The organism is Arenimonas oryziterrae DSM 21050 = YC6267, assembly GCF_000420545.1.
Taxonomy (GTDB): domain Bacteria; phylum Pseudomonadota; class Gammaproteobacteria; order Xanthomonadales; family Xanthomonadaceae; genus Arenimonas; species Arenimonas oryziterrae.
The window spans coordinates 25,261-51,441 of sequence record NZ_ATVD01000005.1 but is presented as its reverse complement, the minus strand read 5'-3'; the positions used below and the strand labels follow the sequence as shown (position 1 = coordinate 51,441).

Below are 26,181 nucleotides of genomic sequence, written 5' to 3'. Positions count from 1 at the left end.
TGCTCGACGCATGCGGGATAGCTTTGACCCATTCCCCAGCCGTCGTGCGCCGTGCCCCTGACCACTCCTCCCGCTTCGCTCGCCGACTGGCTCGACCGCCAGGACGGCGCCGTGCCTGCGGAACTGATCGCGGTGTTGCGCGCGGCGCCGGCGGTGACCGCACCCGCCTTGCTCGGACCAACGCTGGAAACCCTGCAACGTCTGCGTGCCGACAGCGAAGTGCAGCTCGCCGCGATCGTGCATCTGACGCCAGGATTGCGCGAGCGTCTGCCGGCGGACACGCTCAAGAAAGCGTCGGGTCTGGCCTTGCTGCTCGACGGACTGCGCGCGGCCGAACAGGTCTGGAGCCTGCATGCGCAGCGCGAGGGTCGCGGCAATGCCGAGGGCCTGCGACGCCTGTTGCTGGCGATCATCCGGGATCTGCGCGTGGTGCTGATCCTGCTGTCGGTGCAGCTGGCGCGCCTGCGCGCCGCCGGCAAGTCGCCGCGCGAGGAGCAGATCGCCCTCGCCGAACTCACCGCCGACATCCACGCGCCGCTCGCGAACCGCCTGGGCATCTGGCAGCTGAAGTGGGAGCTTGAGGATCTCGCGTTCCGCTATCTGCAGCCGGAAACCTACCAGCGCATCGCCAAATTGCTTGATGAGAAACGCACCGGCCGCGAGCGTTTCATCGAGGAAGCAAAACAGAAGATCCGCGACACGCTCGCCGAGGCCGGCATCCACGCCGACGTCGCCGGCCGGCCCAAGCACATCTTCAGCATCTGGAAAAAGATGACGCGCAAGGGCGTGCCCTTCAGCGAGCTCTACGACATCCGCGCGGTGCGCGTGCTCGTCGACGATGTCGCCGACTGCTATGCCGCCCTGGGCCTGGTGCACCAGATGTGGACGCCGATCGCCTCGGAGTTCGACGACTACATCGCCCAGCCCAAGGGCAACGACTATCGCTCCCTGCACACGGCGCTCGTCGATCCGGAGGGCCGCACGCTGGAAGTGCAGATCCGCACGCACCAGATGCACGAACACGCCGAGCTCGGCGTCGCCGCGCACTGGCGCTACAAGGAAGGCGGCAAGGCCGAGGCAAGTTTCGAGCGCAAGGTCGCCTGGATGCGCCAACTGCTCGAGGGCCGCGAGGGCGACGACGAAAACGCCTTGCTCGCCGGGTTCAACACCGCGCTGATCGAGGACCGCGTCTATCTGCTGACGCCGCGCGGCGAAGTCATCGACTTGCCGCAGAACGCGACCGTGCTCGATTTCGCGTATGCCGTGCACACCGAGGTCGGTCATCGCTGCCGCGGTGCCAAGGTCAACGGCCGCATCGTGCCGCTGGATTTCCGGCCGGCCACCGGCGACCGCGTCGAAATCATCACCAGCAAGACCGGCGAGCCGCGCCGCGACTGGCTGCTGGCCGCGAACGGATTCCTGGCCACCGGCCGCGCGCGCGACAAGGTGCGCGCCTGGTTCCACAAGCTCGATCGCGCCCGCAATCTGCAGGCCGGCAAGGACCTGCTGGAAAAAGAACTGCGCCGCGTCGCCATGCTCAATGCCGATCTCGCGCCGGTGCTGGAAAAGTTGCGCGTCGATTCGCTCGACGATCTGCACGTCGCGCTGGCCCTGGGCGACATCGGTCCGAGCCAGGTCAGCCGCACGCTGCACGATCATGCGCAGGCGCTGCTGCTGGCCGCCCAGCCGGCCAAGCCGGTCGCTGCGGCCAAGCCTGTCGCGCGCAGCCGGCCGCCGACCGATGGCAGTCGTTTCACCGTCGAGGGCGTGGGCAACCTGCTCGTGCAACTGGCGCGCTGCTGCCAGCCGGTGCCTGGCGACGCGATCATCGGCTACCTCACGCGCGGGCGCGGCGTCAGCATCCATCGTCTGAGCTGCGCCAGCGGCCAGCGTCTGGTCGCCACGCAGCCCGAACGGCAGTTGCCGGTGAACTGGGGCCAGGCCGCGAGTTCGCGTTACGAAGTCAACGTGCTCGTGCGCGCCTACGATCGCAAATGGCTGCTCAAGGATCTGACCAATGTCATCGCGCAGGCGGAGATCAACATCCTGAGCATGAGTTCGCGCGCCGACGAAGCCCGTGGCCTGGCGGAGATCAAGCTCGTGCTCAAGGTCAGCGACTACGAACAGCTCAGCGAGTTGCTCGGAAAACTCGATGCCGTGCCGGGAGTGCAGGATGCACGACGCCTCGGGTGAGCGCGCGCGCCGGAACGCCTGGCGCGCGGGATTGCTGGTGCTGGTCGTGCTCGTTGCGTGCTTCGGTCTGTGGCATTGGCGGGGCGCGCTCAGCGAACGCCTGATCCCGGATCCGCGACTCAACCAGCAGATCGAACAGGCCGAAGCGGCCCTGCAACGCGGCGAGCTGTCGCGCGCGGACGGGCGCGGCGCAAAGGAATTGTTCGAAGCGGCGCTGGCTGTCGATCCCGATCGTGCCATCGCGCGCGATGGCCTGGTGCGCGTGCGCGAAGCGGCCCTGGCGCGCGCCGCGCGGGCCCTGCGCGAGCGGCATGCCGCAGCGGCGGAAACGTCATTGGCGTTGGCGCAGTCGCTGTCCGCGCCGAAAGTGCAGATGCAGCCGCTGCAGGCACAGCTGGCCGACCTGCGTGCGGCCGGCAGCGATATTCCCGCCTGGCTCGAACAGGCTGGCCGGCCCGGCACCTCCGATGCCGTGGCGCTGGCGCTGTACGAACGAAGCCTCGAGATCGATCCCGACAATGCGATCGCCTTGGAGGGGCGTCGCATCGTGCTCGGACACCGGCTGGCGCAGGCGACGTCCGCCTTGGCGCGCGGTGCGACCGCCGAGGCCGAACGCCTGGTCGCCGACGTGATCGCGCACGATCCCGCGCATCTGGACTTGCCCGATGTCCAGGCGGCCTTGGGCGAACAGCTCGCGCAGGTGCAGCGCGCGCGCGAACAGCGACTGGCCGCGGCCGCCGATCTGGAAAAGCGCGGCGCGACCGAACGCGCCGCGACGATCTACCAGCAACTGCTGAAGGCCGATCCGGAACTGGCGGAGGCGAGCGCGGGTTTGTCGCGTTGCGCACGCGCCCTGGCTCTGCGGGCGCAGGCCTATGCGGCCGATGCGGATTTCCGCGCCGCGGCCGAAGCGCTCGGACAGGCACGACGCTGGTCGCCACGCCTGCCGGAAATCGCCGCGGCCGAGCACGCGATCACCCAGGCCCGACTGCGTCAGGCCGAAGCTGGAACACGCGGCGTGGATCAAAAACGTCTGCCGTCCTTGCTCGCGGAAGGGCAGGCGGCGCTGGAGCGCGAGGACTTCGTCAGTCCGCCCGGCAGCAGCGCCTGGGACAAATTGCGCGTCGCCAGTGCGATCGCGCCGCACTCGGCGGGCGTGCTCAAGCTGCGGGCGGCCTTCGATCAGCGCAGTCGCCATTGCGTCACCCAGGCGATGGCCGAAGGCCGAATCGTGCGTGCGCAGTCGTGCCTGGAGGCGCGCATCCTCGTCGATCCGACCGCGCGCGACCTGCCGCAGGCCCGGGCCGATCTCGCCGAGCGCTGGTTGGCGCGTGCGCAGGAACGCATCGCCGCGAGCGACTACCCGGCGGCACATCAGGCGATCAACAATCTGGTCTGGCTGCAGCCCGCGCATCCGGCGCTGCCGGCCCTGCAACGCCGCCTGCGCCAGGCCGAAGGCCAGGCGCGCTAGCGCGGGCGCAGGTTCGACAGCAGCGGTTGCAGCGCGGTGCGCGCCGCGTCGCGGGAGAAATGCCGGCGCGTGTTCTCAAAGCCTGCCGCGCGCAGCTGTTGCCACAAGGCGGCATCGTCGTACAGACGAAGCACGGCGTCGGCGATGGCTTCGGCATCGTCGGCAACGAGTACGTCGATGCCGTCGTGCAGATACATGCCTTCGACTGCGAGCGAGGTCGCCACGACCGGCAGGCCGCGCGCCAAACTTTGGTTGATCTTGCCCTTGACGCCCGCGCCGAAGCGCAGTGGTGCCACGCTGACGCGCATGCTGTCGAGCAAGGCATCGAGATCGCGCACATGGCCGTGGAAGACGACGCCATCGAGTTCGCCGAGCGCGCGCACCGCATCCGGCGCATCACCGCCAACCAGGTGCAGGCGCAGTTCCGGACGCCGCGCGCGCAGTCGCGGAAAAATGTCTTCGGCCAGCCAGCGCGCGGCGTCGACGTTCGGCGGATGCCGGTAGCCGCCGACGAAGGCCAGGTCGGCACGCGGCACGAAGCCCGGCGTGGCCTCGACGACGCGCGAGATGGTCGACACCACGTCCACGCGCGCCTCGGGCACGAGTTCGGCGAGCAGGGCTTTTTCGGTATCGCTGACCACGAAGGTCGTATCGCACTGGCGCACCAGGCGCAGTTCGGCGACACGCGTGAGTTCGGCATTGCTGCGCATCGCCGATTCGCCGGCATGCGCCGCTTCGCGTTGTTCGCGCAGGAAATGCAGGTCCACCGTGTCGAACACGATGCGCGCCTGCGGCGCGTATTCGCGCAGCAGGGGCAGGAGCGGCGAGAGCACGTAATGGCGGCTGACGATGATCAGGTCGAAGGCCGGACCGTACTCGGCCAGCCACTTGGGCACGCCGGCAACCCAGGGATGCCACCAGGCCTGCACGCCGCGTTGCTGTAGCGCCTGGGCGTAAGGCAGGTCGTGTGAAAGGTTCTGGGCGAAGAAATCCACGGCCAGGCCGTCTTCGACCAGGATGCCGAGGAGTTCGATCATGCGCAGCGAGCCGGCGTCGCGATCGGGCGTCGGCGTGGTCGCGTCGACCACGAGCACGCGGCCGCGGCAGCGGTGTTGTGCGGCGCGCGTGATGTCGGCCGTCCATTCGCGCGGCGGATGCGAGCGGGCCAGCACCTCCCGCCAGCGTTCGAGAAACTTCACTTGGTTGCTGACCTGGTAGGCCTTCACGCCTTGCGTGAGATCGGTGCCCGAGGTGATGCCTTCGAGGTGCACGACGATCGAGGCCGGCTGATAGCGCACTTTCAGTCCGCGCTGGCGCACCTGCATCGCGAGGTCCGCATCTTCGTAATAGGCCGGCGCGTAGTGCGTGTCGAAACCGCCGATCGCTGCGAACAGCTCGCGACGCAAGGCGAGCGCCGCGCCCGAGCAATAGTCGACTTCCCGCACGAAATTGAAGCGCGGATGGCTGGGATCGTCGAAACGGCCGTAGTTCCAGCCCGATCCGTCGGCAAACAGGATGCCGCCCGCTTCCTGCAGACGGCCATCGGGATAAACCAGTTTGCTGCCGGCCAGGCCGGTATCGGGATGACTGACGAAGGTGTCGAGCAGGGCATCGAGCCAGCCGGGCTGCACGATCGTGTCGTTGTTGAGGAACACCAGGAATTCGCCGCGCGCCAGTTCCGCGCCGGCATTGCAGGCGCCGATGAAGCCGAGGTTCTGCGCATTGCGGTGGTAGCGCAGGCCGTCCAGGCCCGGCAGCACCTGCGGCGTGTCGTCGCTGGAGCAATCGTCGACGACGATGACCTCGAACGTGGTCGTGTCGCCGGCAGCCGCCAGCGATTCCAGACAACGCAGCGTGACCTCGAGCTGGTTGTAGACCGGAACGATAATGCTCGCGCGCGGCTGCGCGTTCGCGGCCAACCCCAGATGCTCGGTATCGACGGGCACCTGCTGGTCGGGCAGGGACAGATGCAGCGGTTCGGCAATCGCCGCGGGCGCGCGCCATTGCTGCAGGCGTCGCCAGGTCTGGCGCAGGCCGCGCGTGCGCAGGCTGTGTACGCCGCGCAAGGTCCAGGCCAGCACGCTGCGTACGCGGTACTGCGTCGTCGCCACCGCGCGGCGCAGGACCCGCGCGATGTCGCGCAAGGGTTTGGTCACGCGCAGGGAGCGGCTGCGACGATACACGGCGAGCTGCACTTCGAGCGCATCGCGCATCTGCAAGGCGATGTCGCGTTGACGGGCAAGGTCGCGCGTATCGCGTTCGTAGAATCCGTAAGAGCGCGTGAGATCCTGGCTGAGCGTCGCCAGGCGGGTGCGCTCATCGCGCAGTTGTTCGTGCAACGACTGAAGCTGTTGCTGCGCCTGCTCGGCGAGGTGTCGGCTTTCGGCGCTAGCCGCCGCCGCGAGGGCGAGGGCTTGCCGCAGTTGCGCGACGTCCTGTTCGCAGGCTTCGGCCTGCGCGCGGGCCGCGAGGTACTGCGCTTCCGTCTCGCTTTGCCGGATCAGCGCGAGGTCGTGCTGCGACTGCGCGGCCGCGGCTTGCGCGAGCGCGTCGCGACATTGGCTCTCGGCGATGGCAAGGGCAGCGAGGGCCTCGTCGCGTTGCGTGCGGGTGTGGGTGTTCGTCGCGAGCGCCGCGTCGCGTTCGCCACGGATCGCCTCGAATTCGGCGAGCAGTGTCTGCCGTTCGTCCTGCAGTTGCTGGTGGGCGGCGAGAGCGGCTTCGCGTTCGTGGCGTAGCGCCAGGATCGCTGCCGCCTGTTGTTCGAATTGGTCGTGCAGGGCCTGCAGGCGTTGTTCGCGCTCGTGCACGTCATGTTGCAGACGACGGGCGCTGCGCAGCGGACCCAGGCGCGCGAGTTCGCCCGGATGTGCCGGCCCCAGGCGCGGGGTGCGCGCGGGAAAATCGAAGGCCTCTCGCCAGTCGTTCGCCATCGTGGCCAGACTGCGCAGTGCAGGGCGCGGACGCGCGCGCATCTGCGCGATCTGCGCGCGATCGTCGGCGAGACCACGCAGGCACGCGGCGAAGGCGTCCGCCTCCGGCGCGACCAGCCAACCGAAGCCATCCGCGCGAACGCGATCGGCCAGCGCGCCCAGGGTCGGGCAGACACAGGGAATGCCGAGCGCGGTCATTTCCGACAGTGTGTAGCTCCATGTCTCCGGCACGGTCGAGGGCAGCAACGCGATGTCCGGCTGCAGGCGCGCGATCCACGCGGGCAATTCTTCGCGCCGATAGCGTGGATGGATTTCCAGTCCGCTCGCTGCAAACCGGTCCGCTGCCGAATTGCCGCAGCCGAGCAGGATCAGTTCGATGTTCTCCGGCAGCAGGGGCAGCAGCGCCGTCAGCACCCACTCGCCCTTGCCGCCGGACAGATGCCCCGGCAACAACACGCGCAAAGGACGCTGCGGATCGGGCTGCCAGTCCGGCACGGCCATCAGGGGCGCGGCGCCGTGCGCGATCACGCGGCGACGCAGACCCGCCAGGCCGGGAATCAGGGTTTGCAGTCGCTGCTGCGCCGACGGCGACGGCGCGACGACCAGACTGTCGCTGTCGATCAGCGCCTGCAGAAAATCGTCGCGCAATCGTCGCCAGTGCGCCGGGTCGCGATGGGGAAACAGGAAGGGTGGCTGACTGCTTTCGATCGCCGCCGAGAGTTCGGCATCGGCGACCGCGTCCGCCGCGCCTTCGGGGAAACGATGCAGCAGCGGCCAGAAGGGGTAGGCGTCGTGGGTGCAGATCGCCGTCGGCAGCCCCGTGCGCAGCAGGTCCAAGCTGTGGCCGATCAACGACGAAACCAGCACCGCGCTCACGCCCCATTCGGCGATGATCTGGCTGAGCAGGCCGGCGACTTCGCGGGAATGTGATTCGGTGTCGGCGATCGGCGCGGCCAATTGCCATTGCCACAGCGGCGGCTGATCGAGGTCGTCGTACAGGCTCAGAATCTGGCCGTACGGCGGCAGGTGGGTTTCCGCACTGGCGATCAGCAGCAGGTGCTGACGGCCGTCGTCGGCGCGCGCGAAGTCACGCGCAAAACGTTCGATGCCGCCACCCCAGTTGTGCAGGGCATGCAGCACCACCGGACGATCGCGGGCGACGCGCGGAACACCGGCGGCGGTGAGCGTTGCCAGGCGATCGCGCAGGGCGAGCACCGCCAGGTGCGCGACGTCGACGGCGGGTTCGTCCGCCGGACCGACCCACAGGCAGGGCAGTACATAGGCGCCGTCGGGGCAGGCCGGTACTGCGGCGGTTTCCGCGACGAACGCGGCGGCCGCCGAAGCGCGCCACACGCTGCCCACGCCGGACAGAACATCGACCGGGAAGGCCGCGTGTTCGCCATACGCCCAGCACGCGGCATCCATCGTGTCGGCGTCGGCGTCGGGCAGGGCCGGCAGCAGGCCGCTGTCGAGCGGCGACATCACCGTCGCATGAGCGGCTTCGTGCCAGGCCGCGCCCAGGCGAACCCAGGCATCGGCCGGCCACTGCGCATCGGCACGCGAGACCAGCACGTCGCGGCCAGGTCGCTGCTGCGCCGCCTGCCGGAGCGCGGCGAGCGGAGAATCGGCGACGGTCGCCAGGCACTCGAGCGTGTCGGGGAACCTGCCCTTGCGCCCGTCCGGTCGTGCGGACCACAGGCTGAGGACGGGCAGTGGCGGATCTTGCATTATTCAGCCTGGGAAGAGGGTGCGGCCGGGAAGGCCTGATAAACTTCGGCAAACATCAGATTATCCACATCCTTGACCGACAACGCTGCCCTCGGGCCCGAATTTGAACCGCTGAAGCTCCGACTCTGGCGCTGGACCTGGCGCATCGGCCTGCTGGGTCTGGGCCTGCTGATCGGTGTCGGCGGCCCCTACGTCTGGTATCTCGACAAGCAGGTGCAGCGAGAATTCGCGCAACTGCAATGGCAGGTGCCGACCCGCGTCTACGCCCGACCGTTGCTGCTGCAAGAAGGCGTGCGTCTGGACGGCGATACGTTCGAACTCGAACTCGCCGCCGCGTCCTATCGCAAGGACGGCAGCGGACAATTGCCCGGCACCTACGCGCGCGATGGCGGCCGCTTCAAGCTCGGCACGCGCGACTTCGTCGACCTCGACGGTCCGGTGCATGCGCGCCGGCTCGAAGTCACGATCAGCGGCGGTCGTATCGCCCAGGTGCGCGATGCCGACCGCAAACGCCGCATCGACAGTGCGCGCCTCGATCCCGCGCGCATCGCCACGCTCTATGGCAACAGCGAAGAAGAGCGTCGCCTCGTGCGCATGGAAGAAGTGCCCAAGCTGCTCATCAGCGGCTTGCAGGCGGTGGAAGACCGCAACTTCAAGTACCACCACGGCATCGACCCCTGGGGCGTGCTGCGCGCGATCTGGGTCAACATCCGCGAAGGCGAGTTCGAACAGGGCGCGAGTACGATCACCCAGCAGATGGTGCGCAGCCTGTTCCTGAGCAATACCAAGACCGTGTCGCGCAAGGTCAAGGAAGCGCTGTATGCGCTGATCATCGAGGCGCGCTTCGACAAGCGCCGCATCCTCGAGGCCTATCTCAACCAGGTGTACCTGGGTCAGTCGGGCAGCCAGTCGGTGCGCGGCGTCGCCGCCGGTTCCGAATTCTGGTTCGGTCGCGATCTCAACACGCTCAAGACCGAAGATCTCGCCCTGCTCGTCGGCGTGATCCAGGGCCCGGGCTACTGGGATCCGCGCAAGCATCCCGATCGCGCGCTGATCCGTCGCGCGACCGTGCTCGATGTCTGGGTGGAACTGGGCCTGATCTCGCCCGAAGAAGCCAAGCGCGCGAAGGCCGCGCCACTCGGCGTCAGCAGTCGCCCCGGCGTGGCGCGCAATCGCGCGCCAGCGTTCATGGATCTGGTGCGCCGTCAGCTGGCGCGCGACTATCCGGCCGATGCCCTGCGTGGGGCCGGCCTGTCGGTCATGACCACGCTCGCGCCGTCCGCGCAGACCCTGTCTGAACGCGCTGTCGCCGGCACGCTCCTCACCGTGCAACGCAAGGACGGTCCGCCGCTGCAGGCGGGCATGGTCGTCACCGATACGGGCAACGGCGAAGTGCTCGCGATGGTCGGCAACCGCAAATCCGACGAACCCGGTTTCAATCGCGCGCTCGAGGCGCAGCGGCCGGTCGGCTCGCTGCTCAAGCCCTTCGTGTATCTGCTCGCACTCGCACAGCCCGAGCGCTATTCGCTCGCGAGTTGGGTCGACGACAGTCCGGTCGAAGTCACGCAGTCCAACGGTCGCCCCTGGCGCCCGCAGAACTCCGACAACAAATCGCATGGCACGGTGACCTTGAGCTCGGCGCTCGCGCATTCCTACAACCAGGCCACGGTGCGCGTGGGCATGGACGTGGGTCCGGACCGTCTCGCGCAGCTGCTGCAGGTGCTCGGTGGATTGAAGGCCGAACCGCGGCCGTCGCTGATACTCGGGTCGGTCGATCTGTCGGTGTTCTCGATGGCGCAGATGTACCAGTTCCTCGCATCCGGCGGCCAGATCCAGCCACTGCGCGCGGTACGCGGTGTGCTCAACACTCAGGGCCAGGCGATCAACCGCTACGATTTCCGCGCCGAACCCGCGCAGGAAGGCGATGCGATCGCCGCGCGTCTGGTGACGCTTGCCCTGCAGGGCACGGTGACCAACGGCACCGCGCATCAGCTTGTGGCCGACGGCCTCGGCCCGCTGCAATCGGCCGGCAAGACCGGTACCAGCAACGACGGTCGCGACAGCTGGTATGCGGGTTACACCGGCGATCACCTCGCGGTGGTCTGGGTCGGCAACGACAAGAATCTGTCGACGGGTCTGTACGGCGCGACCGGCGCGATGCGCGTGTGGTCGGCGCTGTTCGACAAGTTGCCCACGCAGCCGCTGAGCGTGAGCGGGCAGGGCATCGAATGGGCGTGGCTGGACGCGAGCGAATTCGCGACGACCGAAGAAGGCTGCCCGGGCGCGCGTCGCGCGGCCTTCGTCAGCGGCTATCTGCCGAACGAACACAAGACCTGCCAGGAGAGCAATTGGCTCGACTGGTTCCGACTCAATGGCGACGGCGCGCAACCGCCGCCGGATGCGCCGCAGGAGCCCACGCAATGAAACCGTCCGTCCTGGTTTTGTTTTCGCTGATCCTGGCCGCCACGCTCTCGGCCTGCAGCTCCGGTGGCACGGCGACGACGCGCAAACTCACGCCGGTGGAAATGCTGGCGCAGGTACGCGCGGCCGGCCAGATCGGCATCGAACTCGACGTGCAGCCGCTGCGCGATCCGCAAGTCGAAGACCTGCGCCAGACCGCGACGCAGGCCGAGGGCCGCGGCGATTTCGACGGCGCCTCCCGTTCGCTGTCGCAGGCGTTGACGCTCGTGCCGAACGATCCGGATTTGCTGCAGTGGCAGGCCGAACTGGCCCTGGTCACGCGCAACTGGGCGCAGGCCGAACAGATCGCGACGCTGTCGTACAACAAGGGCCCCAAGCTCGGTGGTCTGTGCCGCCGCAGCTGGACGACGATTCGCTTCGCCCGCGAAGCCCGCGGCGATGCCGCCGGCGCCGCGCAGGCGCAACAGCGCGTGCCCGGCTGCGCGGTGACGCCGCCGGTCCGCATGTAAAGCCGTGTCCGACCTGTCCGAACGCGCGGGCGCCGCGCTGGCTGCGGAGGGTCCGCTCGCCGTCAAACTCGAAGGGTATGCGCCGCGCGAAGCGCAGAAGCATCTCGCCGAAGCCGTCGCCGAGGCGATCGATGCGCGTGCGACCCTGATCGCCGAGGCCGGTACCGGCACCGGCAAGACCTATGCCTATCTCGTCCCGGCCCTGCTGTCGGGCGAGCGCGTGATCATCTCGACCGGCACGCGCGCATTGCAGGACCAGCTCTACCATCGCGATCTGCCGAAAGTGCGGGCCGCGCTCGGCGCGACGGGCAAGACGGCCCTGCTCAAGGGGCGCGCGAATTATCTGTGCCGCTATCGCATGGAACAGGCGAAGGGCGAGCGATTCGTCAGCCGCGAAGCGGCCGCGCAATTCCAGCGCGTGGTCGCATGGAGCGGGCGCAGCCAGCGCGGCGATCTGTCCGAACTACCCGACATCCCCGAAGACAGCCCGGTGTTCCCGCAGGTCACGTCCACGGCCGACAACTGCCTGGGCAGCGAATGCCCGTTCTGGTCGGAGTGCTTCGTGGTCAAGGCGCGCCAGGATGCGCAGTCGGCCGACATCGTCGTCGTGAACCATCATTTGCTGCTCGCGGATCTCGCGATCAAGCAGGAGGGCTTCGGCGAAATCTTGCCGGGCGCGTCCGCGTTCGTGCTCGATGAAGCGCACCAGCTGCCCGAACTCGCCGCGCAGTTTTTCGGCGAAGGCGTCGGTGCACGCCAGCTCGCCGAACTCGCGCGCGACGCGATCAAGGAATCGGCGACCGTGCCCGGCGCACTCGCGAGCGTGCAGCAGCCCGTGCGCGCGGTCGAGCAGGCGGTGCGCGAACTTCGTCTACGCATGGATTCCTTCCCGCAACGCGGCAGCGCGCTGCGCATGCAGCAGCATGCGGGCGTGACCGAAGCGGTGACGATGCTGGAGTCGTCGCTGGACGAACTCGCGAAGGGCCTCGCGCCGCTGAGCGAGACCTCGCCGGGCTTCACCGCGTTGTCCGATCGCGCCGTCGATGTGTTGCAGCGTCTGCGACGTTGGCGGCAACCCAGTGAGGACGGCTCCGTGCTTTGGTACGAGCTCACGCAGCGCGGTTTCACCTTGCAGCGCACCCCGCTGGATGTGTCCGGCCCGCTGCGCCAGTATCGCGAGCAGTCGCGCGCGGCATGGATCTTCACCTCGGCGACGATGGCCGTCGCCGGTGATTTCGAACACATCGCCACGCGCCTGGGTCTGGATGCCCCGCGCACGCTGTTGCAGCCCAGTCCGTTCGACTGGAAGAAACAGGCCCTGTGTTTCCTGCCACGCGGCCTGCCCGAGCCGAATGTGCGCGGTTACGGCACGGCGCTCATCGATGCCGTCTGGCCGGTGCTCGAAGCCTCGGCCGGGCGAGCCTTCCTGCTGTTCACCTCGCATCGCGCGCTGCGCGAAGCAGCCGAGGCGATGAAGGATTCGCCCTGGCCGCTGTTCGTGCAGGGCACGGCGCCGCGCAATACCTTGCTCGAACAGTTCCGCGCGTCCGGCAACGGCGTGCTGCTGGGCGCGGCCAGTTTCTGGGAGGGTGTCGACGTCGCCGGCGAGGCCCTGTCGGTCGTGGTCATCGATCGCCTGCCGTTCGCCGCGCCCGACGATCCGGTGCTGGAGGCGCGGCTCGAAGCCGTGCGCCGTACCGGCGGCAATCCCTTCCGCGACGAGCAGCTGCCGCAGGCCGTGATCGCGCTCAAACAGGGCGCCGGGCGCCTGATCCGCACCTTCGAGGATCGCGGCGTGCTGGTGCTGTGCGATCCGCGACTGCTGGGAAAGAGTTATGGTCGTCTCTTCCTCGACAGCCTGCCGCCGCTGCCGCGCACACGTTCGTTGGCCGACGTGCAGCGCTTTTTCGGACATTCACCGCCCGAGGTCGAGGAAGACGACGAATGGCAGGCCATCGCCGCGTCGTATCCGGCCGACCGTTGGGACTGAGACCGCATGAAACTGCTCGCCATCGATACCAGCACCGAAGCCTGCTCCGTCGCCCTGTGGCTCGATGGCGAAGTACAGGCGCGTTACGAGATCGCGCCGCGCCGACACACCGAGCTCGTGCTGCCTTGGGCCGACGAATTGCTCGCGGCGGCGGGTGTGGCGAAATCGCAGCTCGACGGCCTGGTCGTCGCGCGCGGCCCCGGCGCGTTCACCGGCGTGCGCCTGGCCGTGGCCCTGGTGCAGGGCATGGCGCTGGCGCTGGATCGACCGGTCGTGCCGGTCTCGACGCTGGCCGCGCTGGCGTTGCCGGTCGCGGATGATGCAGGCGCGTCGGAAATTCTTGCCGCGATCGATGCGCGCATGGGCGAGGTGTATCTCGGCCGCTATCGCCGCGATGCCGATGCGCTGGTCAGCGCGATCGGCGAAGAATGGATGGCCGCCCCGGCGACGCCCGGCCTGCCGGGGGACGGGCTTTGCCTCGGTGTCGGCACCGGCTTCTCCGCCGCCGACGGTGCACTGCCGGCAGCCTTGACAGCACGACTGCAGCGCTTCGATGCCGCGGCGCTGCCGCATGCCCGGGACGTCGCACGCCTCGGCGCGCGCGGCTACGCACGCGGCGAAGCCATCGCACCGGACCTGCTGGAACCGGCCTACCTGCGCAACAAGGTCGCGCTGACCCTCATCGAACAGCGCGCCTCGCGCAGCTAGTAGCCCGCTCCTACCATTTGCGCTGGCGACATCAGCCCAGCCGCTTGGCGACGAAGTGATAGCCGAGCAGGCCCACACCGGCGGCGCCGAGGATCAGGGCGAATGCCCCCGGGGTCGGCTCGCTCAGGTTCATCGCATCGATGACGGCGAAGGCGAGGGCCTGCAGGACCAGCACCAGGCCCCATTTCAGCGCGGACAGGCGACGGCTCTGCTCGTCGGCGAGCAGCATCGACTTGATCAGCTCGTCATTGGTATTGGTTTCAACCATGCGCCGGCGCACCCGCGCGTCGACGATCGCCTTGATCGCGACCGTCACGCAGATGAAGAAAGAGATCGGGATCAGATATTCGAATTGCATGAAACGCTCCTGTGTCTGGGGCCACGCCCCGGTTCAGCACGATGGACAGGGGCAGGGCGCGCTCGGTTGCACCTGATTTGCCCCGGATCCCGGCCTGGCCCCGGGGCATGCGTTAGGCTGCAACCGTCGGCACGGTTTTGGTATCCATCCCCCGATGACAGACGACCAGGACATCGTGGAACAGGTATTGGCGCGCCGGCCGGGTGCGTTCGAGCGTCTGATCGCGCGCCACCAGGCCCTGGTCTGGCACATGGTGTTCCGCATGGTCCAGCACCCCGAGGACGCGCGCGAGCTGTGCCAGGACGTGTTCCTGCGCGTGCACGACCGTTTGCACCAGTACCGCTTCGAAAGCTCGTTGGCGACCTGGATCGGCCGCGTCGCGTTCTCGGTCGCGGCCCGCCACCTGCAGAAAAAGAAACTGCCCCTGGTCAGCGCCGACGAGGACGAGGGCGAAGCCAGCCTGTTCGATCGCATCGGCGACGGCTTCGATCTCGAGGCCGCGACCCTCGACGACGAGCGTATGGCCCACCTCACGCGCGCGATCGAGCGCCTGCCGCCCTTGCAACGCACCCTGGTCACTCTGTTCCACCTCGACGAACTGGGCATCGCCGATATCGCCCGCATCACCGATCTGCCCGAGGGCACGGTCAAGAACTATCTCTTCCGTGCACGCCATCGTCTGCGTCAAACCCTGGAAGTCTCGCTGGGAGTCACCGCATGAATCCGCAAGAAGAACAGCGTCACCAACGCCTGCAGGCCGATGCCGAACGCGCCGAGCGCGAAGCGCGCGCGCCCGGCGATGTCGAGGTCGATGCCTATCGCCTGGTCTGGCGGGCCTTGCAGCGCCCCTTGCCGCCGGCCTTGCCCGCGGATTTTGCCGCGCAGGTCGCGCGTCGTCGGCCGGTGCGCGAAGACGCTTCCGTGCTCGAGGAAGGACTGACGATGCTGATGTGGGTGAGCATGGCCGCGGGTGCGATCTATTTCGCCTTGCCGCCGCTGTCGGCGTGGTTCGCCGAGCTCTGGCGCCTGCCGTTGATGCATGCGATGCCGTGGCCGCTTCTGCTCTCGCTCGCGATCAGTCTGTTCGCCGTTTGGGGTTTTGGCGCCTCGGAACGGCGCGTGCCGCATTTCTGAGTCCGGTGGCGCGACTCAGCGCTTGGCGACTTTTGCGCGCGCAGGTTTCTTCGTCGCGACCGGGGTCTTCGCCGGAACGGTCATGCTCGATACGGCCCGCGCTACGAGTACAGTTCGCAGTGCTGCACCGTCGGCTCGAACTCGATCAGGAAGTCCGTGTCCTCGGGATAGTATTTCGCCAGCGCGATGTCGGCGCCGGCGAAGGCGGCGATCGCCTGCACGGACGACCAATACGTCAGCGTGGTGAAGTGCGTGACCTCGCCGTCCTGGCGTCGCAGGATGTACGCGGAAATATTGCCGGGAATGCTGCGGTAGTCGGGCAGGGCGCGTTCCTGCAGGAACGCCAGGTAGGCGTCGGCTTTTGCTGTCGGGGTCATGCCATGCCAAAGGCGTGCGATCACGGTGTCGGCTCCCGGCCGGGCTGAGCGGCCATCACAGGCTCAATTCGAAAACGTTTAGCCACGGCAGGCTCGGCGGCGCCGGCACCGACTGGCCTTCGAGCGCGTCGGTCACGCAATCGGCCAGCGGGCTCTTGGGCCGCAGCACGACTTTGTATTGCTTCGCCGAGGTGAACTCGAAATAGCCGTACACCGGCGGCCCGTCGGAATTCTCCACGAGGCAATCCATCATTTTCGACGAAACCTCCGGCATCGCCTGCATCGCGGCACCGAGGGCTTGGTCGTAGGCCGCGCCCTTTTCAGTGGCGACATTCTTTCTCGCGATCGCGAGATTGGCTTCGAAGGCATCGGGGGCCGCACCGGCCGTTGCACACGGCAGCACGAGCAACAGGGCGAGAGCGATCAGACGCGAAGAGCGCATGGACATTCCTTGGTGAGATCGATGACCGGCGTGCGGTGCATCAGGCGGCGTCCAACAACGGACGATTGAGTTCGGTGCGCCAGTCGGCGGGATTGGCACTCGATTCGGGTCCGGCGACATAGACCTCCCACAAATCCGGTGCGGCCGTGTGGCCCTGGATAACGATCCATTGCGCGAATTCGCCCCAGGCATTGCCCAGGCCCTCGTAGCCGCCGTGGAACACCGTGCGCGCGACGGTCGCGGCGCGCAGCTGGCCGGCTTTCACCCGGCCCACGGGCGTCACCGGCGTTGTCACCGGCACACAGATTTCGAAATCGAAGATGCCCGGGTCCATGCGCAGATGATGCGTGAACCACGGCCCTGCCGGCGCAAGACCCTGCGCGGTGAGCGCAGCGAAAACTTCCGTGATGCCCGGACCCATGACCTCTCGAATGTCCGAACGCGGAATGGTCAGGTGAATGCAGGCGGTGTGCTGGGCCGCCGTCCTTGCGATCTGAGGAGTGTCGATCATGAGCAGTCTCCCTGGCGAGGAAGGGCACGGTGTCGAAGGTTCGGCGGACGGCCGGCGCCCCTCCGCCACGCACAGGCTACCGCTTGCCGCGGTGCAATTCCATGGGCGCGAAACGGGCGCTGCCGTTCCGCCGCGCGCGGCAGAAACAGGGGCGGTCAGCTGAAATAATGCAGCACCGTGTAGATCGCGGCGGCAAGTAACAGCAAGCCAACCAGCCATGACAGGCCGCGCGAGGAATCCGCGCGTTCGATCGCCGGACGATGGCCGGCGGGCGCGGTCGCCGGCAACGCTGCCGCCAGCGCGTCCACGGCGTCCTTGGCTTCCTTCAGGCCCAGTCCCGTCTGTTCGCGCAGCTGTTTTATCGCTTCAATCTTGTTGCCGCGCCGGATTGCCGCCATGACCGGCTCGGTCGCATCCACGGGCGCGGCAGGCGCGGGGAAACTTAGCGGCTGTCCGTGCAGATGCGCGTCGATGATGTCCTTGGCTTCTTTCAGCCCAAGTCCCGTGGCAGCACGCAGGCGCTTGATCGCCTCGATCGTCTCGCCTTGCCGCAAGGCCGCGAGGACATCGTCGGGCAGCCGATCGGGGTCCGTGCTCATGAGGGTGCTCCGGGGACGGTCAAACGCGATGCTAGCGCGATCACGCGCCGTGATTCAGTGCGTCGACAACCGCGACCAGGACTGCACCAGACCCACCAGATGCGTCAGGCCGATGCTCAGGCAGATCGCCGAACTCCACCACCAGAAGGCGGGACTGTTGTCCGGAAACAGCTTCATGACCGGCAGGATCACGGTGCCGCGCAGCAGGTAGGCGGCGGTGATCGCGCAAAGCGCGGTACGCAGCAGCGGCAGTCGCGCGATCACGCCGGCGCCGGACAACGCGTAGGCCGCCCACAGCGCGAGCACGCCCGCAATGAACAGCGTGATCAACGCCGGACGCCAGCGGCCGGCATCGGCCATCTGCGCCATTCGCTCGCCGGCGCCGAAAAACCGGTACCACGAGGCGCCGAACACGATGCAGCCCAGGTGCAACAAGGACGCGAGCGCGCTCAGCGCGGCGCCGGCGACGAGGAACAGATTCCTGCCGTCAGTCATGCCCGCGCTTGTCCGCTGGTCCGCAAGGCTTCACGTGGGTGACCTGTCCGTCCGGGAACAGATCGAACTGGCAGGACACGGTCTGCTTCGCGTCGTAGGTATTGACGCCCTGCAGTTCGACGTGAAGCTCGCCTTGGCGCTCGGTGAGTTTCGGCGCGCGCAGGCGATAGAGACCGGGCATCACCAGCACCGACGACGATCGCGTCCGCGCCGGTGCGTTGGCGTCGGTGGCGTCGGCAATCCAGTCCGCGCGCACGGCGGTGGAGACATGTTCGAAGCCTTCGTTCCAGGTCGTGATGCGATAGCTTCCTTGCCCGTCCGGCGTTTGCCAGCGGCCTATCGTGGCGACGTAGGTGATGTCGGCGTCGATGCGCGCGGTCGCCGCGACCGACTCTTCCGGACTTCCTGCCTCGTGCGGCTCGACGGTGCCTTCCTCGGTGTTCACGTACCACGCGCCGAGCGCGCGTCCGTCGATGCTCAGGGAAACGATGAACGTCGCGGCCTTGTCCGGCGTATCTCCGGGCGCCGGGCGCTGTACCGACCACTGGCGCAAGGCGGTGTCTTCCGATTCGGGGTCCAAGCGCAACAGCTCTTCCGATTGCGAGAGCAGGACCAGATGGATCGCTTCCGCCGGGGCCGACGCGGTGTAGCGTTCACCCGGTGTGGCGGCGAGCGCCGTAACGTGCAAGCAGGTCGCCAGCCACAGTCCCAGAAAGATTCGTTGCATGGTCGGCTCGCCAGTCGGATCAAAGGGAAGGGTGGCCCCGCCATACAGCAGCGCCGGCGTTCGCAACAACGCTCAGGCAGCCGGTGTCGTTGACCAGTAAGGCTGCGTCGCCTGGAACAGGCACAGGCCGCCGCAGATGATCAGCAGGCCGAAGGTGAGTGCCGTGCCCCAGAAGCGGCCGAACTTGAACGATTCGGTGAACGACAGCGCATAGCCGTGCAGCAGGCGCGCGACGACCAGGGTCGCGCCCAGGCCATGCAACAGGATCGTCGGCCATTGACCGAGTTCGAGCAGGCCGATCATCAGCAGCAGGAAGGGCACGTATTCGGCGAAGTTGCCGTGGGCGCGAATGCGTCGCAACAAGACCGGATCGCCGCCGTCGCCCAGGCTGGGCTGTCCCGGCCCGCGCATCTTGATGACGCGCACGCTCAGCACGAGATAGATCAGCGCCAGCAGCCCCGCATAGATCGGTGTCACAGTCATGTCCTGCTCCCCGGAGGTGTTTTGTTCCCCGTCCGGTGTGCAAGGTCAAGGAAAAGCCTCGTGAAAACAAGAGCGGTCTGCCCCGGGTGAAATCCGCCATTGCCGGGGCGCTCTATGAAGACGAGGGATCACGTCATGCGGCGGGTCGTATCCGACGTGAAGGCCGACGCGCGCGCACCGAAGATGAGCAGCCACAGACAGGTGCCGATTTCGCCCAAGGCGGCGGGGCGCGTCGCGTAGTCCGCCAGGAGCGAGTCGGGATAGGCCGGAACCAGCAAGCGGCCGGCGACATCGATCAGATAGCCCACGCAGCCCGCCATCAGCAGCAGACCCAATACGCGCGGAAGCAGGCGGGAGGTGAAAACGAGATAGCCGAAGGGCAGCAGCCACAGGCCCCAGAAAATCTTTGCGACCAGCAGACCGCTGCTGTAGGCCGCGAGCGCCAGCATCACCTGCGTCTGCAATTGTTCGGCAGTGAAGACGTGGAGGTAGTCGGCGCCGCTGATCAGCGTCAGCACGTCGAGCTTGTGACCCAGGTTGACCAGGGACAGCGGCACGCTGACGATGGCGAATGCCACCATGAGCACCGCCGCCGTCTTGCCGGAGGGACTGAGCAGCCGGTACAGCACCAGCGGCAGCAGGAGAAACGCCGTGTAGCAGACGAAACCCGCCGCGATGCCTTGCCGGAACAGCGACTGCCCGGCGACGAGGCGCTCGAACGTCGCAGCGGCATCGCCGGCGACGATCAGCTGCGAAGGCACATACGCGAGACTGAAAATGCCAGTCAGGACGACGATGAGATAGAGCAGGCCCGCCAGACGGGCGGTCGACGCGTTCGTGTTCATGCGGCCGCCTGCTTCGGCCAGCGCCAGGCATAGCCGACGATGAGCACAGACTGTGCGATTTCGACGAGGTCCAGGCACAGATGGAAATTCCGTGCGCCGGGCATCGTGAGCGCCATGACGTCTTCCAGAACCATGGCGCGTGTCGTGCTCGGCTTCACGGTGTGCTCCTGATGCGGCGATGCGGTGGGGATCCGGCGGGGCGCCTCATCGTAGGCGAGCGCCGCGCACCCGCCCCGTGCCTTAGGTCACCCCGCGGAGGGCAGAGGTCGACGACTCCGCCGCCATCAGGAGGTGCCGCCGCAATTCGACCAGCCGGGTCCGTCCGAGGGTGCGAGGCCGTGGCGATCACCGAGGGGAAAATTCGAACACGACGTCCGGGATCCAGAGTTGTCGCCAACGCAAAACCTTCTGTTCGGCGGTCAGCGATTGCGGCGACGCATTGACCGCTGCGGCGAACACCGACGCTTCGTCCAGGCAGCCCGCATTCACCGCACCGAATCGGCGGCCGTCATCCTCGAACGTCACCGCGACCAGCACGCCGCACTCGCCGCAGATCAGGAAGTCGGCAGTATGCGAACCCTGCCGATAGCGTTTGAGCGCACCTTCGTCGGCGATCACCGTCAGTCGGCCTGCCGGATCGGAAATATAGGCCGCTCCATGCTTGCGACAGAACGCGCAATCGCAGGCGCGCGGTGCGAAATCCGCCAGCGCCACGCCGGTATCGAAAGCGATCCGTAGTCGGCCGCAGTGGCAGCTGCCATGGAGTATCGCCGTCATTGGCATCAGCGCGGCGCCGCCCACGCGAAGGTCTCCAGCACCTGCCAGGGCGAGGCGCCCTGTTGCCGGATGAGGCAGACGCTCGTGAACGTGAAGCACAGCTCCTGCGGAAGCTGCAACGCGCGGTCGAGATGATTGCCCGCCGCCTTGGGATTGCGCGGATGCGCGAGCGTGATATGCGCGGCCTGGTGCCGGACAGGGGACGTTGCCAGTATTCGTTCGCGCCGTTGATGGAAATCCGCCTCGCCATCGATGCAAGGCAACAGGATGCCATGCTCGTGGAAGGCTTCCGGTCGCCCGAAATGCAGCGTCAAGGGCGGGAGGTCGGCATCGGCAAATTTCGCGCCGAGAGCGGCGAGGTCCAGTGCGGCGAGTTCGTCCTCGCGGCACAGCGTCACATGCGCGGGAATCAGCCGGTGCTGCACGGGATCGAGCACCGCACGCAGGGCTTCAACTGCCGCACTCTGCGAGGGCGACAGGTAGAGGCTTAGTTGCAGGCGTACTTTGTTCGGCTCGATCAGGGCCATCGCTCCGACCAACCATCACGCCAGAACACCATCGCCATGCCGGCGATCGCCTGGTAGAAGGCCGTCATCCGCTCGACGTTGTCGACGAAGATCACGGCCGCTGCGCTGGGAAGACTCATGGCGGAAACTCGCAGTAGTCAGTTGGGCCGTGGCCTGACCCGCCGATGCAGGTTCAAGCCCAGGGTGATCAGGATCGACACCAGCAACAGCACCAGGAAGAATTTCGCCGTCTTGTCGGCCGCGATGGTCAGGAAGATCGGACCATCGAACACCGTCCATGCCATGACGGCGCACAGGACCAGGCTATGCACCGTTTCGATGCGACGCAGCAGCGGCGACCAGCGGCCATGCACGATGACCAGCGCGAACAGGGGAACGTTTAGCAGAAGCAAGGCAAGCAGCCACGGCGCCTGCCGCTGCAGGAAAGTGTCGGTGTAAGTCAGCGCGGTGTACGCCGCCGGAGCCGCGCGCCCGTTGAAGGCGACATCGAGTATCCAGCGCGGATCCACCAGCAGGTACACGCCGCACAGGACGCCGAGCAAGGCCATCGCCTTGCCCACGCGACCGCCCTGCAGACGATCGCTTGCGCGCGGTTGCCAGGCGGCGGTTTGCGGCCAGCGGCGACGCGCCCACGCGGCGATCGCGAAGCCCACGACCAGCATGCCCGGCCACCACAGCGACGGAATGACGACCTGGCCCCACCACTGGCCGATCGCGCGCAGGAATGCGCCGCCCGATCCGATCGGCGCCTGCAGGCAGGCCCACAGACCCAGACTCCAGATGATCGCCAGACCGATCAGCGTCGCGCGCAGGAACCGGTGGCCGTCGGCGGGATCGATGATCGTCAACGCCGGCTGGTAGCGCGCAGCAACGTCTTCCGGTCGGCCGAACGCTTGCAACAGTTCGATGGCCAGCGTCGCGTCGACGGCGCGTCCGCCGTCTTCGGCGCGGGCGAGCAGTTCCTCGTGCAGCAGGGCGCGCAGTTCGAAGGCCACGTCGTTGCGCTGCTTGCGCGGCAACTGCACGGCCACGTCGGCGACATAGGATTCGATCACCTCGTTCGCGTTCATCGTCAGCCTTTGTCCAGCAATCGGTCCATGGCGCCGTTCATGCCGCGCCAGGCACCCGTGAGCTTTTCGAGTAGCGCCAGGCCATCGGCATTCAACGCGTAGTAGCGCCGCGGCGGACCCTCTTCGATCTTCCATTCGCTGCTGAGCACGCCCTGCGTTTCCAGGCGGCGCAGCAGCGGATACAGCGTGCCTTCTTCGATCGGCATGCCGCGTTCGGCCAGTGCCTGCCGCAACTCGTAGCCGTAGCGCGGCGTACGCAGCTGCGACAGCGTCGCGAGCACGACGACACCGCGTCGCAGCTCGAGCTCCAGTTTTGCGAACGCATCCGCCTCAGCCATGGCGTGCACAGTACTGTTTATGCGATTCGATGGCCATCCGCCGCGGGACTTCAGCCCACACGGGCCAGACGGCGCATCGCGAGTCCGCCGCACAGCACAGTCACGCCGACCAACACGCCCGCTGCGAGCGCCGGTGGAATGAAGGTGAACTGCGCCACGCCGGCCAGGCCGAGCGCGAGTTGGTCGAGGTGGAACGAAGGCCAGAGGATCACCCAGGTCTTGAGCGAGTCGGGCAGGGGAATGAACAGGCCCGACAGCCACATCATCGGCAGGAACACGAGGTTGCCGTACGCCGGCGCGGCCGAGCCCGAGGACAGCGAGCCGATCAGCAGGCCGATCGCGGAGAACGGAATCGTGCCGACGATCAGCACCGCCCCGATGATCGCGATCTGCGCCGGCGTCAGCGTGATCTTGCCCGCGATCAGCGCCGCCGCGAATACCAGGGTCACCGCCAGCGCCGCGACGAACATCGCCATCGCCACTTTCGCGATGATCGTCGCGCCCGGCGGCAGGGGCATCGCGCGCTTGAGTTTGTGCAGATGGCCATCGCGTTCCTGCGCAAGGATCACGCCGCTGAAGATGCCGGGCATCACCGCCGCCAGTACCGAGAAGCCCGCGAACAGGTAGTTCGCGATCGCCGGTCCGAACTCGCTGTGATCGCCGGCCTGGCCGTTGATCACGACGCCGAACAAGACATAGATCACCACCGGCATCGCGACGAAGGGGATCGAGAAGCCCGGCGTGCGCAGCGCACCCAGGGTTTCGTAGCGCATCTCCATGACGTAGGCGCGCAGCAGGCGGGACAAGGGCAGCGGCGCGCGATCGGCAACCATCGTGCGGTCTGGAAGGGGAGCGAGGGCGGCGTTCATGCGACCTCCTTGGTCAGTTCGGTGAAGGCCTCGGCGAGGCTGGCTTGTTTGACTTCGAGCTGGCGCAATCCCGGATCGGCCGCGAACAGGCGGCGCACGATCTCTTCGGCATCCGATCCGGTGACGGTCACCACACCGGCGTCGTGCATGGCATCGACCACGCCCGGCCAGCGCCGGACCTGCTCGACATCGACCTGGCAGGCCGCACGCACGCGCTTGCACAGGATCAAGGCGCGCATCGCATCGACGCTGCCTTCGGCGATCAATCGCCCCTCGGCGAGCACCGCGACCCGATCGGCCAGGACTTCGGCTTCTTCGAGGTAGTGCGTGGTGAGCACGATCGCGCAGCCGCCGTCGCGCAATGCAGCGATCGTCCGCCACAGGGCTTCGCGCGCTGGAATATCCAGTCCGACGGTGGGCTCGTCGAGGAACAGCAGTTTCGGCTGGCCGCAGATCGCGATCGCGAACTGCACCTGGCGCTTCTGTCCGCCCGAAAGTTTGTCGTAGCGCTTGCCCGCAAAGGCTTCGATGCCGGTCAGGGCAACTGTCTGCGCGACGGACAGCGGATCGCGGTAGTAGCTCGCGGCGAGCGCGATGTGTTCGCGCGCACTGAGCATCGGTGCCAGGTTCACGTCCTGCATCATCACGCCGACGCCGAGCCGGCTGTGCACGTCGAAGGGCGAGCCGCCCATCACACGGACCTGGCCGGCATCGGGCTCGAGCGTGCCCAGCCACAGGCCCAGGGCCGTGGTCTTGCCCGCGCCGTTCGGACCCAGCACGGCAACGAGCTCGCCCGCCTTTGCAGAAAAACTGAAATCGTCCAGCGCGACGGTCGTACCGAAACGTTTCGTCACGCCCAACAGCTGCGCGACCGCCGTCGTGCCTTCCTCGATCGGGAGCACGTGCGGCGATGGCTTCGGCGCATAACGCGGGACCTTGCGGCCGTTGAGAATTTCGCCAATAAAAGTCGGGCGCACGAGCCAGTGATAGCTCGCGAACAGCAGGCCCAGCGTGATCGCGACGATCAACGGGAATTTCAGTGTCCAGTGCAGCGGCCAGCGCATCATGATCACCTGCAGGCCGAACACGATCGGCAGGTGCACGAGATAGAACCAGTACGACGTGTCGGCCAGGTAGCGACGCGCCGGACTCGCGTTCGCGCAAAAGCGCAGCGTCGCGCCGATCAGGCCGAACACCCAGTACCAGACGGACGCGGTGTAGGCCAAGGCATACACCAGGCGATTGATCGGCGCGCCGGCAATCGTGGTCGGGTCGGCGGCCGGCAAGAGACCGACGAGCACCAGGCACAGCGTGCTCAACGCGACGGCCAGCGCGAGATTGATCGCCCACTGCCGACGCCAGATCTCGAGCAGGTCCGTCTGCCGATGCACGAGCCAGCCCAGCACGAAGGCGGTGCCAAATCCCGCGAGCGCGGGCAGCTGCGGACGCAGTCCGGTGTCGGGGGTCGGGATGCCGAACCACACCGGCCAGGCCGGATCGAAAGCCAACACCGCGAACAGCGGTAGCGCGAAGGCGAGCGGTGCGAGGGTGCTGGCCAAGGCCGCACGCAGCACGGTGTCCAGACGAGCGCGCAGGGCGCCGTCGCGATCGATCCCGGCGACGAAGGCCGCCCGTAGTGCGATCGCCGATACGTAGAACACGCACAGGTAGTACAGGAACCACAGATGCGTCAGCGGGAACCCCTGCGGCGCGGCCGCCGCGTCGGTCGCGGTCGCCGTCGGAAAGGTGCGCGACAGACCCCAGACGAGGATCGCCACGGTGATCGGCGCCAGCACCAGCCAGCCCGCCGTCATCGGCACGAGGATGCGCTTCGCACGGTCCTTCGCGAACGCGCGCAGACCGCGGCGATGGAAAGCCATGTGTGCGAAGAATCCCGCGATGAGAAAGAACAGGCTCATGCGGAAGCTGTGGATCACGTAGAAGCTCACCGCCAGCGTCGTGCTCTGCGAAACATCCTGCGCGGGGATCGGCAGGAAGAAGGACATCGTCGCGTGCAGCACGATGCCGAGCAGCAGCGCGAAGGCGCGGGCGGCGTCGAGCGCATGGAAGCGGTCTGTGGCGGGCGTGGTCATGGCGGGCTCCTCGAACGGCGGCGAGCCTGGGTGCCAGGTCACCATGGTCGGCACAGTACTGTGAGACACACAGTACGTCAACCGCCACAAGCCGAACAGGCTCTCTTGGCCTGCTCCGGGATATTTTTCAGTCAATTCAGTGTTTTAGGCCGTTTCTTGGCGGAGCGCGGGGCCCCAGGCCGGCCTAGGACCGAGTCTCGCCAGCCGCCCGAGGGTGTGCAACCGCAGCCAGAGCCGGGGTCCCGGATCGCCCAGCCAGTGGAAAACGGCGTAGCGCGCAAACTCCCGCAGGAACGCCAGCGGAAAAACCGTCAACGACAGCCGATGGGCCCGGCGAAGGGACGGAAGGCTCTTGCGCCACACGGCGAAGATCACCGGCATCAACGCGCCGGACAGTGCAGAAACGATCTGCAATCCCGCCAAGGCGAAGAAAACATCGAGCCCGATCGCCTCGAGGAACGGCACCAGCAGGCGCAATTCGGGATGCGAGGCGAGCACGATCACCAGGACGATCGTTGCCAGGGTCCAGGCGCGTTTGCGCCAGACGGGATTCCTGAAACCGATCAGCCTCATGCCGACACGC

27 protein-coding genes are annotated in these 26,181 nt (G+C 67.4%); 8 read left to right on the top strand and 19 right to left on the bottom strand.

From position 1 onward, the window contains the following. The first annotated feature begins 111 nt into the window (after positions 1 to 111). Entirely contained in the window at positions 112 to 2,193 is a 2,082-nt protein-coding gene (locus tag G467_RS16710; protein WP_245559079.1) for a RelA/SpoT family protein, read from the top strand. Further along, positions 2,174 to 3,664 carry a hypothetical protein gene (locus tag G467_RS16705; protein WP_022970039.1) on the top strand — a complete coding sequence of 497 codons (1,491 nt, stop codon included), beginning with the start codon at positions 2,174 to 2,176 and terminating at the stop codon, positions 3,662 to 3,664. The genes G467_RS16710 and G467_RS16705 overlap by 20 nt, the downstream gene beginning before the upstream one ends. On the opposite strand, the gene G467_RS18520 is transcribed toward G467_RS16705, so the two are convergent. Next, the gene (locus G467_RS18520; protein WP_022970038.1) at positions 3,661 to 8,325 is read right to left on the bottom strand and encodes a glycosyltransferase; all 4,665 of its coding nucleotides are present in this window, start codon (positions 8,323 to 8,325) and stop codon (positions 3,661 to 3,663) included. The two genes, G467_RS16705 and G467_RS18520, sit on opposite strands and share 4 nt — an antisense overlap. 72 nt (positions 8,326 to 8,397) lie before the next feature. On the opposite strand from G467_RS18520, the gene mrcB reads away from it, so the two are divergent. Genes mrcB through tsaB form a run of 4 tightly spaced genes read left to right on the top strand, consistent with a single transcriptional unit; the run spans position 8,398 to position 13,953 of the window. Further along, entirely contained in the window at positions 8,398 to 10,749 is a 2,352-nt protein-coding gene (gene mrcB / locus G467_RS16700; RefSeq protein ID WP_022970037.1) for a penicillin-binding protein 1B, read from the top strand. Beyond that, positions 10,746 to 11,255, top strand: coding sequence for a tetratricopeptide repeat protein (locus G467_RS0112275; RefSeq protein WP_022970036.1), 510 nt, complete (start codon positions 10,746 to 10,748; stop codon positions 11,253 to 11,255). The genes mrcB and G467_RS0112275 overlap by 4 nt, the downstream gene beginning before the upstream one ends. A gap of 4 nt (positions 11,256 to 11,259) precedes the next feature. Next, entirely contained in the window at positions 11,260 to 13,245 is a 1,986-nt protein-coding gene (gene yoaA / locus G467_RS16695) for a DNA repair helicase YoaA (protein ID WP_022970035.1), read from the top strand. Positions 13,246 to 13,251: 6 nt separating this feature from the next. Beyond that, the gene (tsaB, locus tag G467_RS0112265; RefSeq protein ID WP_022970034.1) at positions 13,252 to 13,953 is read left to right on the top strand and encodes a tRNA (adenosine(37)-N6)-threonylcarbamoyltransferase complex dimerization subunit type 1 TsaB; all 702 of its coding nucleotides are present in this window, start codon (positions 13,252 to 13,254) and stop codon (positions 13,951 to 13,953) included. Between the two features lie 31 nt (positions 13,954 to 13,984). Here tsaB and G467_RS0112260 read toward each other — a convergent pair whose 3' ends face one another. Beyond that, on the bottom strand, positions 13,985 to 14,311 hold the full coding sequence (locus G467_RS0112260; RefSeq protein ID WP_022970033.1) for a hypothetical protein: 327 nt from the start codon (positions 14,309 to 14,311) through the stop codon (positions 13,985 to 13,987). A gap of 154 nt (positions 14,312 to 14,465) precedes the next feature. Here G467_RS0112260 and G467_RS0112255 point away from each other — a divergent pair, with 154 nt between their 5' ends. Continuing rightward, positions 14,466 to 15,032, top strand: a complete 567-nt coding sequence (locus tag G467_RS0112255) for an RNA polymerase sigma factor (RefSeq protein WP_022970032.1) — start codon at positions 14,466 to 14,468, stop codon at positions 15,030 to 15,032. Further along, positions 15,029 to 15,445: a hypothetical protein gene (locus G467_RS0112250; protein WP_022970031.1), complete on the top strand. Its 417-nt coding sequence runs from the start codon at positions 15,029 to 15,031 to the stop codon at positions 15,443 to 15,445. The genes G467_RS0112255 and G467_RS0112250 overlap by 4 nt, the downstream gene beginning before the upstream one ends. A 101-nt stretch (positions 15,446 to 15,546) precedes the next feature. On the opposite strand, the gene G467_RS0112245 is transcribed toward G467_RS0112250, so the two are convergent. From G467_RS0112245 to G467_RS16670, 17 genes are all read right to left on the bottom strand, one after another. Next, a complete protein-coding gene (locus tag G467_RS0112245) occupies positions 15,547 to 15,846 on the bottom strand; it encodes an antibiotic biosynthesis monooxygenase family protein (protein WP_022970030.1) in 300 nt (99 codons plus the stop codon). A 31-nt stretch (positions 15,847 to 15,877) separates the two neighbouring features. Next, positions 15,878 to 16,264: a hypothetical protein gene (locus G467_RS0112240; protein ID WP_022970029.1), complete on the bottom strand. Its 387-nt coding sequence runs from the start codon at positions 16,262 to 16,264 to the stop codon at positions 15,878 to 15,880. A gap of 40 nt (positions 16,265 to 16,304) precedes the next feature. After that, positions 16,305 to 16,775: a GyrI-like domain-containing protein gene (locus tag G467_RS0112235; RefSeq protein WP_022970028.1), complete on the bottom strand. Its 471-nt coding sequence runs from the start codon at positions 16,773 to 16,775 to the stop codon at positions 16,305 to 16,307. 155 nt (positions 16,776 to 16,930) lie between these two features. Then, positions 16,931 to 17,374 (bottom strand): ribosomal protein L7/L12, encoded by a 444-nt coding sequence (locus tag G467_RS18470; protein WP_022970027.1) that lies wholly within the window; start codon positions 17,372 to 17,374, stop codon positions 16,931 to 16,933. Positions 17,375 to 17,428: 54 nt separating this feature from the next. Further along, positions 17,429 to 17,869, bottom strand: coding sequence for a hypothetical protein (locus G467_RS0112225; protein ID WP_022970026.1), 441 nt, complete (start codon positions 17,867 to 17,869; stop codon positions 17,429 to 17,431). Beyond that, positions 17,862 to 18,596 carry a hypothetical protein gene (locus G467_RS0112220; protein WP_026802644.1) on the bottom strand — a complete coding sequence of 245 codons (735 nt, stop codon included), beginning with the start codon at positions 18,594 to 18,596 and terminating at the stop codon, positions 17,862 to 17,864. The genes G467_RS0112225 and G467_RS0112220 overlap by 8 nt, the downstream gene beginning before the upstream one ends. 72 nt (positions 18,597 to 18,668) lie before the next feature. Next, positions 18,669 to 19,079: an MAPEG family protein gene (locus G467_RS16685; RefSeq protein ID WP_022970024.1), complete on the bottom strand. Its 411-nt coding sequence runs from the start codon at positions 19,077 to 19,079 to the stop codon at positions 18,669 to 18,671. A gap of 128 nt (positions 19,080 to 19,207) precedes the next feature. Then, the gene (locus G467_RS16680; protein ID WP_022970023.1) at positions 19,208 to 19,924 is read right to left on the bottom strand and encodes a DUF4386 domain-containing protein; all 717 of its coding nucleotides are present in this window, start codon (positions 19,922 to 19,924) and stop codon (positions 19,208 to 19,210) included. Next, positions 19,921 to 20,082: a hypothetical protein gene (locus tag G467_RS18090; protein WP_155844897.1), complete on the bottom strand. Its 162-nt coding sequence runs from the start codon at positions 20,080 to 20,082 to the stop codon at positions 19,921 to 19,923. Before G467_RS18090 ends, G467_RS16680 begins: the two co-directional genes overlap by 4 nt. A 187-nt stretch (positions 20,083 to 20,269) precedes the next feature. Then, positions 20,270 to 20,701, bottom strand: a complete 432-nt coding sequence (locus G467_RS0112200) for a GFA family protein (RefSeq protein ID WP_026802643.1) — start codon at positions 20,699 to 20,701, stop codon at positions 20,270 to 20,272. A 5-nt stretch (positions 20,702 to 20,706) separates the two neighbouring features. Then, complete coding sequence (locus G467_RS0112195; protein WP_022970020.1) at positions 20,707 to 21,228, bottom strand: 2'-5' RNA ligase family protein; 522 nt, start codon at positions 21,226 to 21,228, stop codon at positions 20,707 to 20,709. Beyond that, a complete protein-coding gene (locus G467_RS17885; protein WP_022970019.1) occupies positions 21,219 to 21,347 on the bottom strand; it encodes a glyoxalase/bleomycin resistance/dioxygenase family protein in 129 nt (42 codons plus the stop codon). Before G467_RS17885 ends, G467_RS0112195 begins: the two co-directional genes overlap by 10 nt. An 18-nt stretch (positions 21,348 to 21,365) precedes the next feature. Beyond that, a complete protein-coding gene (locus G467_RS0112185; protein WP_022970018.1) occupies positions 21,366 to 22,298 on the bottom strand; it encodes a hypothetical protein in 933 nt (310 codons plus the stop codon). A 2-nt stretch (positions 22,299 to 22,300) separates the two neighbouring features. After that, complete coding sequence (locus G467_RS0112180) at positions 22,301 to 22,636, bottom strand: PadR family transcriptional regulator (RefSeq protein WP_022970017.1); 336 nt, start codon at positions 22,634 to 22,636, stop codon at positions 22,301 to 22,303. Between the two features lie 50 nt (positions 22,637 to 22,686). Further along, the gene (locus G467_RS0112175) at positions 22,687 to 23,505 is read right to left on the bottom strand and encodes an ABC transporter permease (protein WP_026802641.1); all 819 of its coding nucleotides are present in this window, start codon (positions 23,503 to 23,505) and stop codon (positions 22,687 to 22,689) included. Beyond that, positions 23,502 to 25,598: an acyltransferase family protein gene (locus G467_RS18345; RefSeq protein ID WP_245559077.1), complete on the bottom strand. Its 2,097-nt coding sequence runs from the start codon at positions 25,596 to 25,598 to the stop codon at positions 23,502 to 23,504. The genes G467_RS0112175 and G467_RS18345 overlap by 4 nt, the downstream gene beginning before the upstream one ends. A 144-nt stretch (positions 25,599 to 25,742) precedes the next feature. Beyond that, entirely contained in the window at positions 25,743 to 26,171 is a 429-nt protein-coding gene (locus tag G467_RS16670; protein WP_022970015.1) for a hypothetical protein, read from the bottom strand. Between the last annotated feature and the right edge of the window lie 10 nt (positions 26,172 to 26,181).

Excerpts from the sequence above, each read along its gene's own strand:
- G467_RS16705 (WP_022970039.1), top strand. The coding sequence starts at position 2,174 with ATGCACGACGCCTCGGGTGAGCGCGCGCGCCGGAACGCCTGGCGCGCG.
- G467_RS18520 (WP_022970038.1), bottom strand. The coding sequence starts at position 8,325 with ATGCAAGATCCGCCACTGCCCGTCCTCAGCCTGTGGTCCGCACGACCG.
- G467_RS0112275 (WP_022970036.1), top strand. The coding sequence starts at position 10,746 with ATGAAACCGTCCGTCCTGGTTTTGTTTTCGCTGATCCTGGCCGCCACG.
- tsaB (WP_022970034.1), top strand. The coding sequence starts at position 13,252 with ATGAAACTGCTCGCCATCGATACCAGCACCGAAGCCTGCTCCGTCGCC.
- G467_RS0112260 (WP_022970033.1), bottom strand. The coding sequence starts at position 14,311 with ATGCAATTCGAATATCTGATCCCGATCTCTTTCTTCATCTGCGTGACG.
- G467_RS0112255 (WP_022970032.1), top strand. The coding sequence starts at position 14,466 with ATGACAGACGACCAGGACATCGTGGAACAGGTATTGGCGCGCCGGCCG.
- G467_RS0112250 (WP_022970031.1), top strand. The coding sequence starts at position 15,029 with ATGAATCCGCAAGAAGAACAGCGTCACCAACGCCTGCAGGCCGATGCC.
- G467_RS0112240 (WP_022970029.1), bottom strand. The coding sequence starts at position 16,264 with ATGCGCTCTTCGCGTCTGATCGCTCTCGCCCTGTTGCTCGTGCTGCCG.
- G467_RS0112235 (WP_022970028.1), bottom strand. The coding sequence starts at position 16,775 with ATGATCGACACTCCTCAGATCGCAAGGACGGCGGCCCAGCACACCGCC.
- G467_RS18470 (WP_022970027.1), bottom strand. The coding sequence starts at position 17,374 with ATGAGCACGGACCCCGATCGGCTGCCCGACGATGTCCTCGCGGCCTTG.
- G467_RS0112225 (WP_022970026.1), bottom strand. The coding sequence starts at position 17,869 with ATGACTGACGGCAGGAATCTGTTCCTCGTCGCCGGCGCCGCGCTGAGC.
- G467_RS0112220 (WP_026802644.1), bottom strand. The coding sequence starts at position 18,596 with ATGCAACGAATCTTTCTGGGACTGTGGCTGGCGACCTGCTTGCACGTT.
- G467_RS16685 (WP_022970024.1), bottom strand. The coding sequence starts at position 19,079 with ATGACTGTGACACCGATCTATGCGGGGCTGCTGGCGCTGATCTATCTC.
- G467_RS16680 (WP_022970023.1), bottom strand. The coding sequence starts at position 19,924 with ATGAACACGAACGCGTCGACCGCCCGTCTGGCGGGCCTGCTCTATCTC.
- G467_RS0112200 (WP_026802643.1), bottom strand. The coding sequence starts at position 20,701 with ATGACGGCGATACTCCATGGCAGCTGCCACTGCGGCCGACTACGGATC.
- G467_RS0112195 (WP_022970020.1), bottom strand. The coding sequence starts at position 21,228 with ATGGCCCTGATCGAGCCGAACAAAGTACGCCTGCAACTAAGCCTCTAC.
- G467_RS17885 (WP_022970019.1), bottom strand. The coding sequence starts at position 21,347 with ATGAGTCTTCCCAGCGCAGCGGCCGTGATCTTCGTCGACAACGTCGAG.
- G467_RS0112185 (WP_022970018.1), bottom strand. The coding sequence starts at position 22,298 with ATGAACGCGAACGAGGTGATCGAATCCTATGTCGCCGACGTGGCCGTG.
- G467_RS0112180 (WP_022970017.1), bottom strand. The coding sequence starts at position 22,636 with ATGGCTGAGGCGGATGCGTTCGCAAAACTGGAGCTCGAGCTGCGACGC.
- G467_RS0112175 (WP_026802641.1), bottom strand. The coding sequence starts at position 23,505 with ATGAACGCCGCCCTCGCTCCCCTTCCAGACCGCACGATGGTTGCCGAT.
- G467_RS18345 (WP_245559077.1), bottom strand. The coding sequence starts at position 25,598 with ATGACCACGCCCGCCACAGACCGCTTCCATGCGCTCGACGCCGCCCGC.
- G467_RS16670 (WP_022970015.1), bottom strand. The coding sequence starts at position 26,171 with ATGAGGCTGATCGGTTTCAGGAATCCCGTCTGGCGCAAACGCGCCTGG.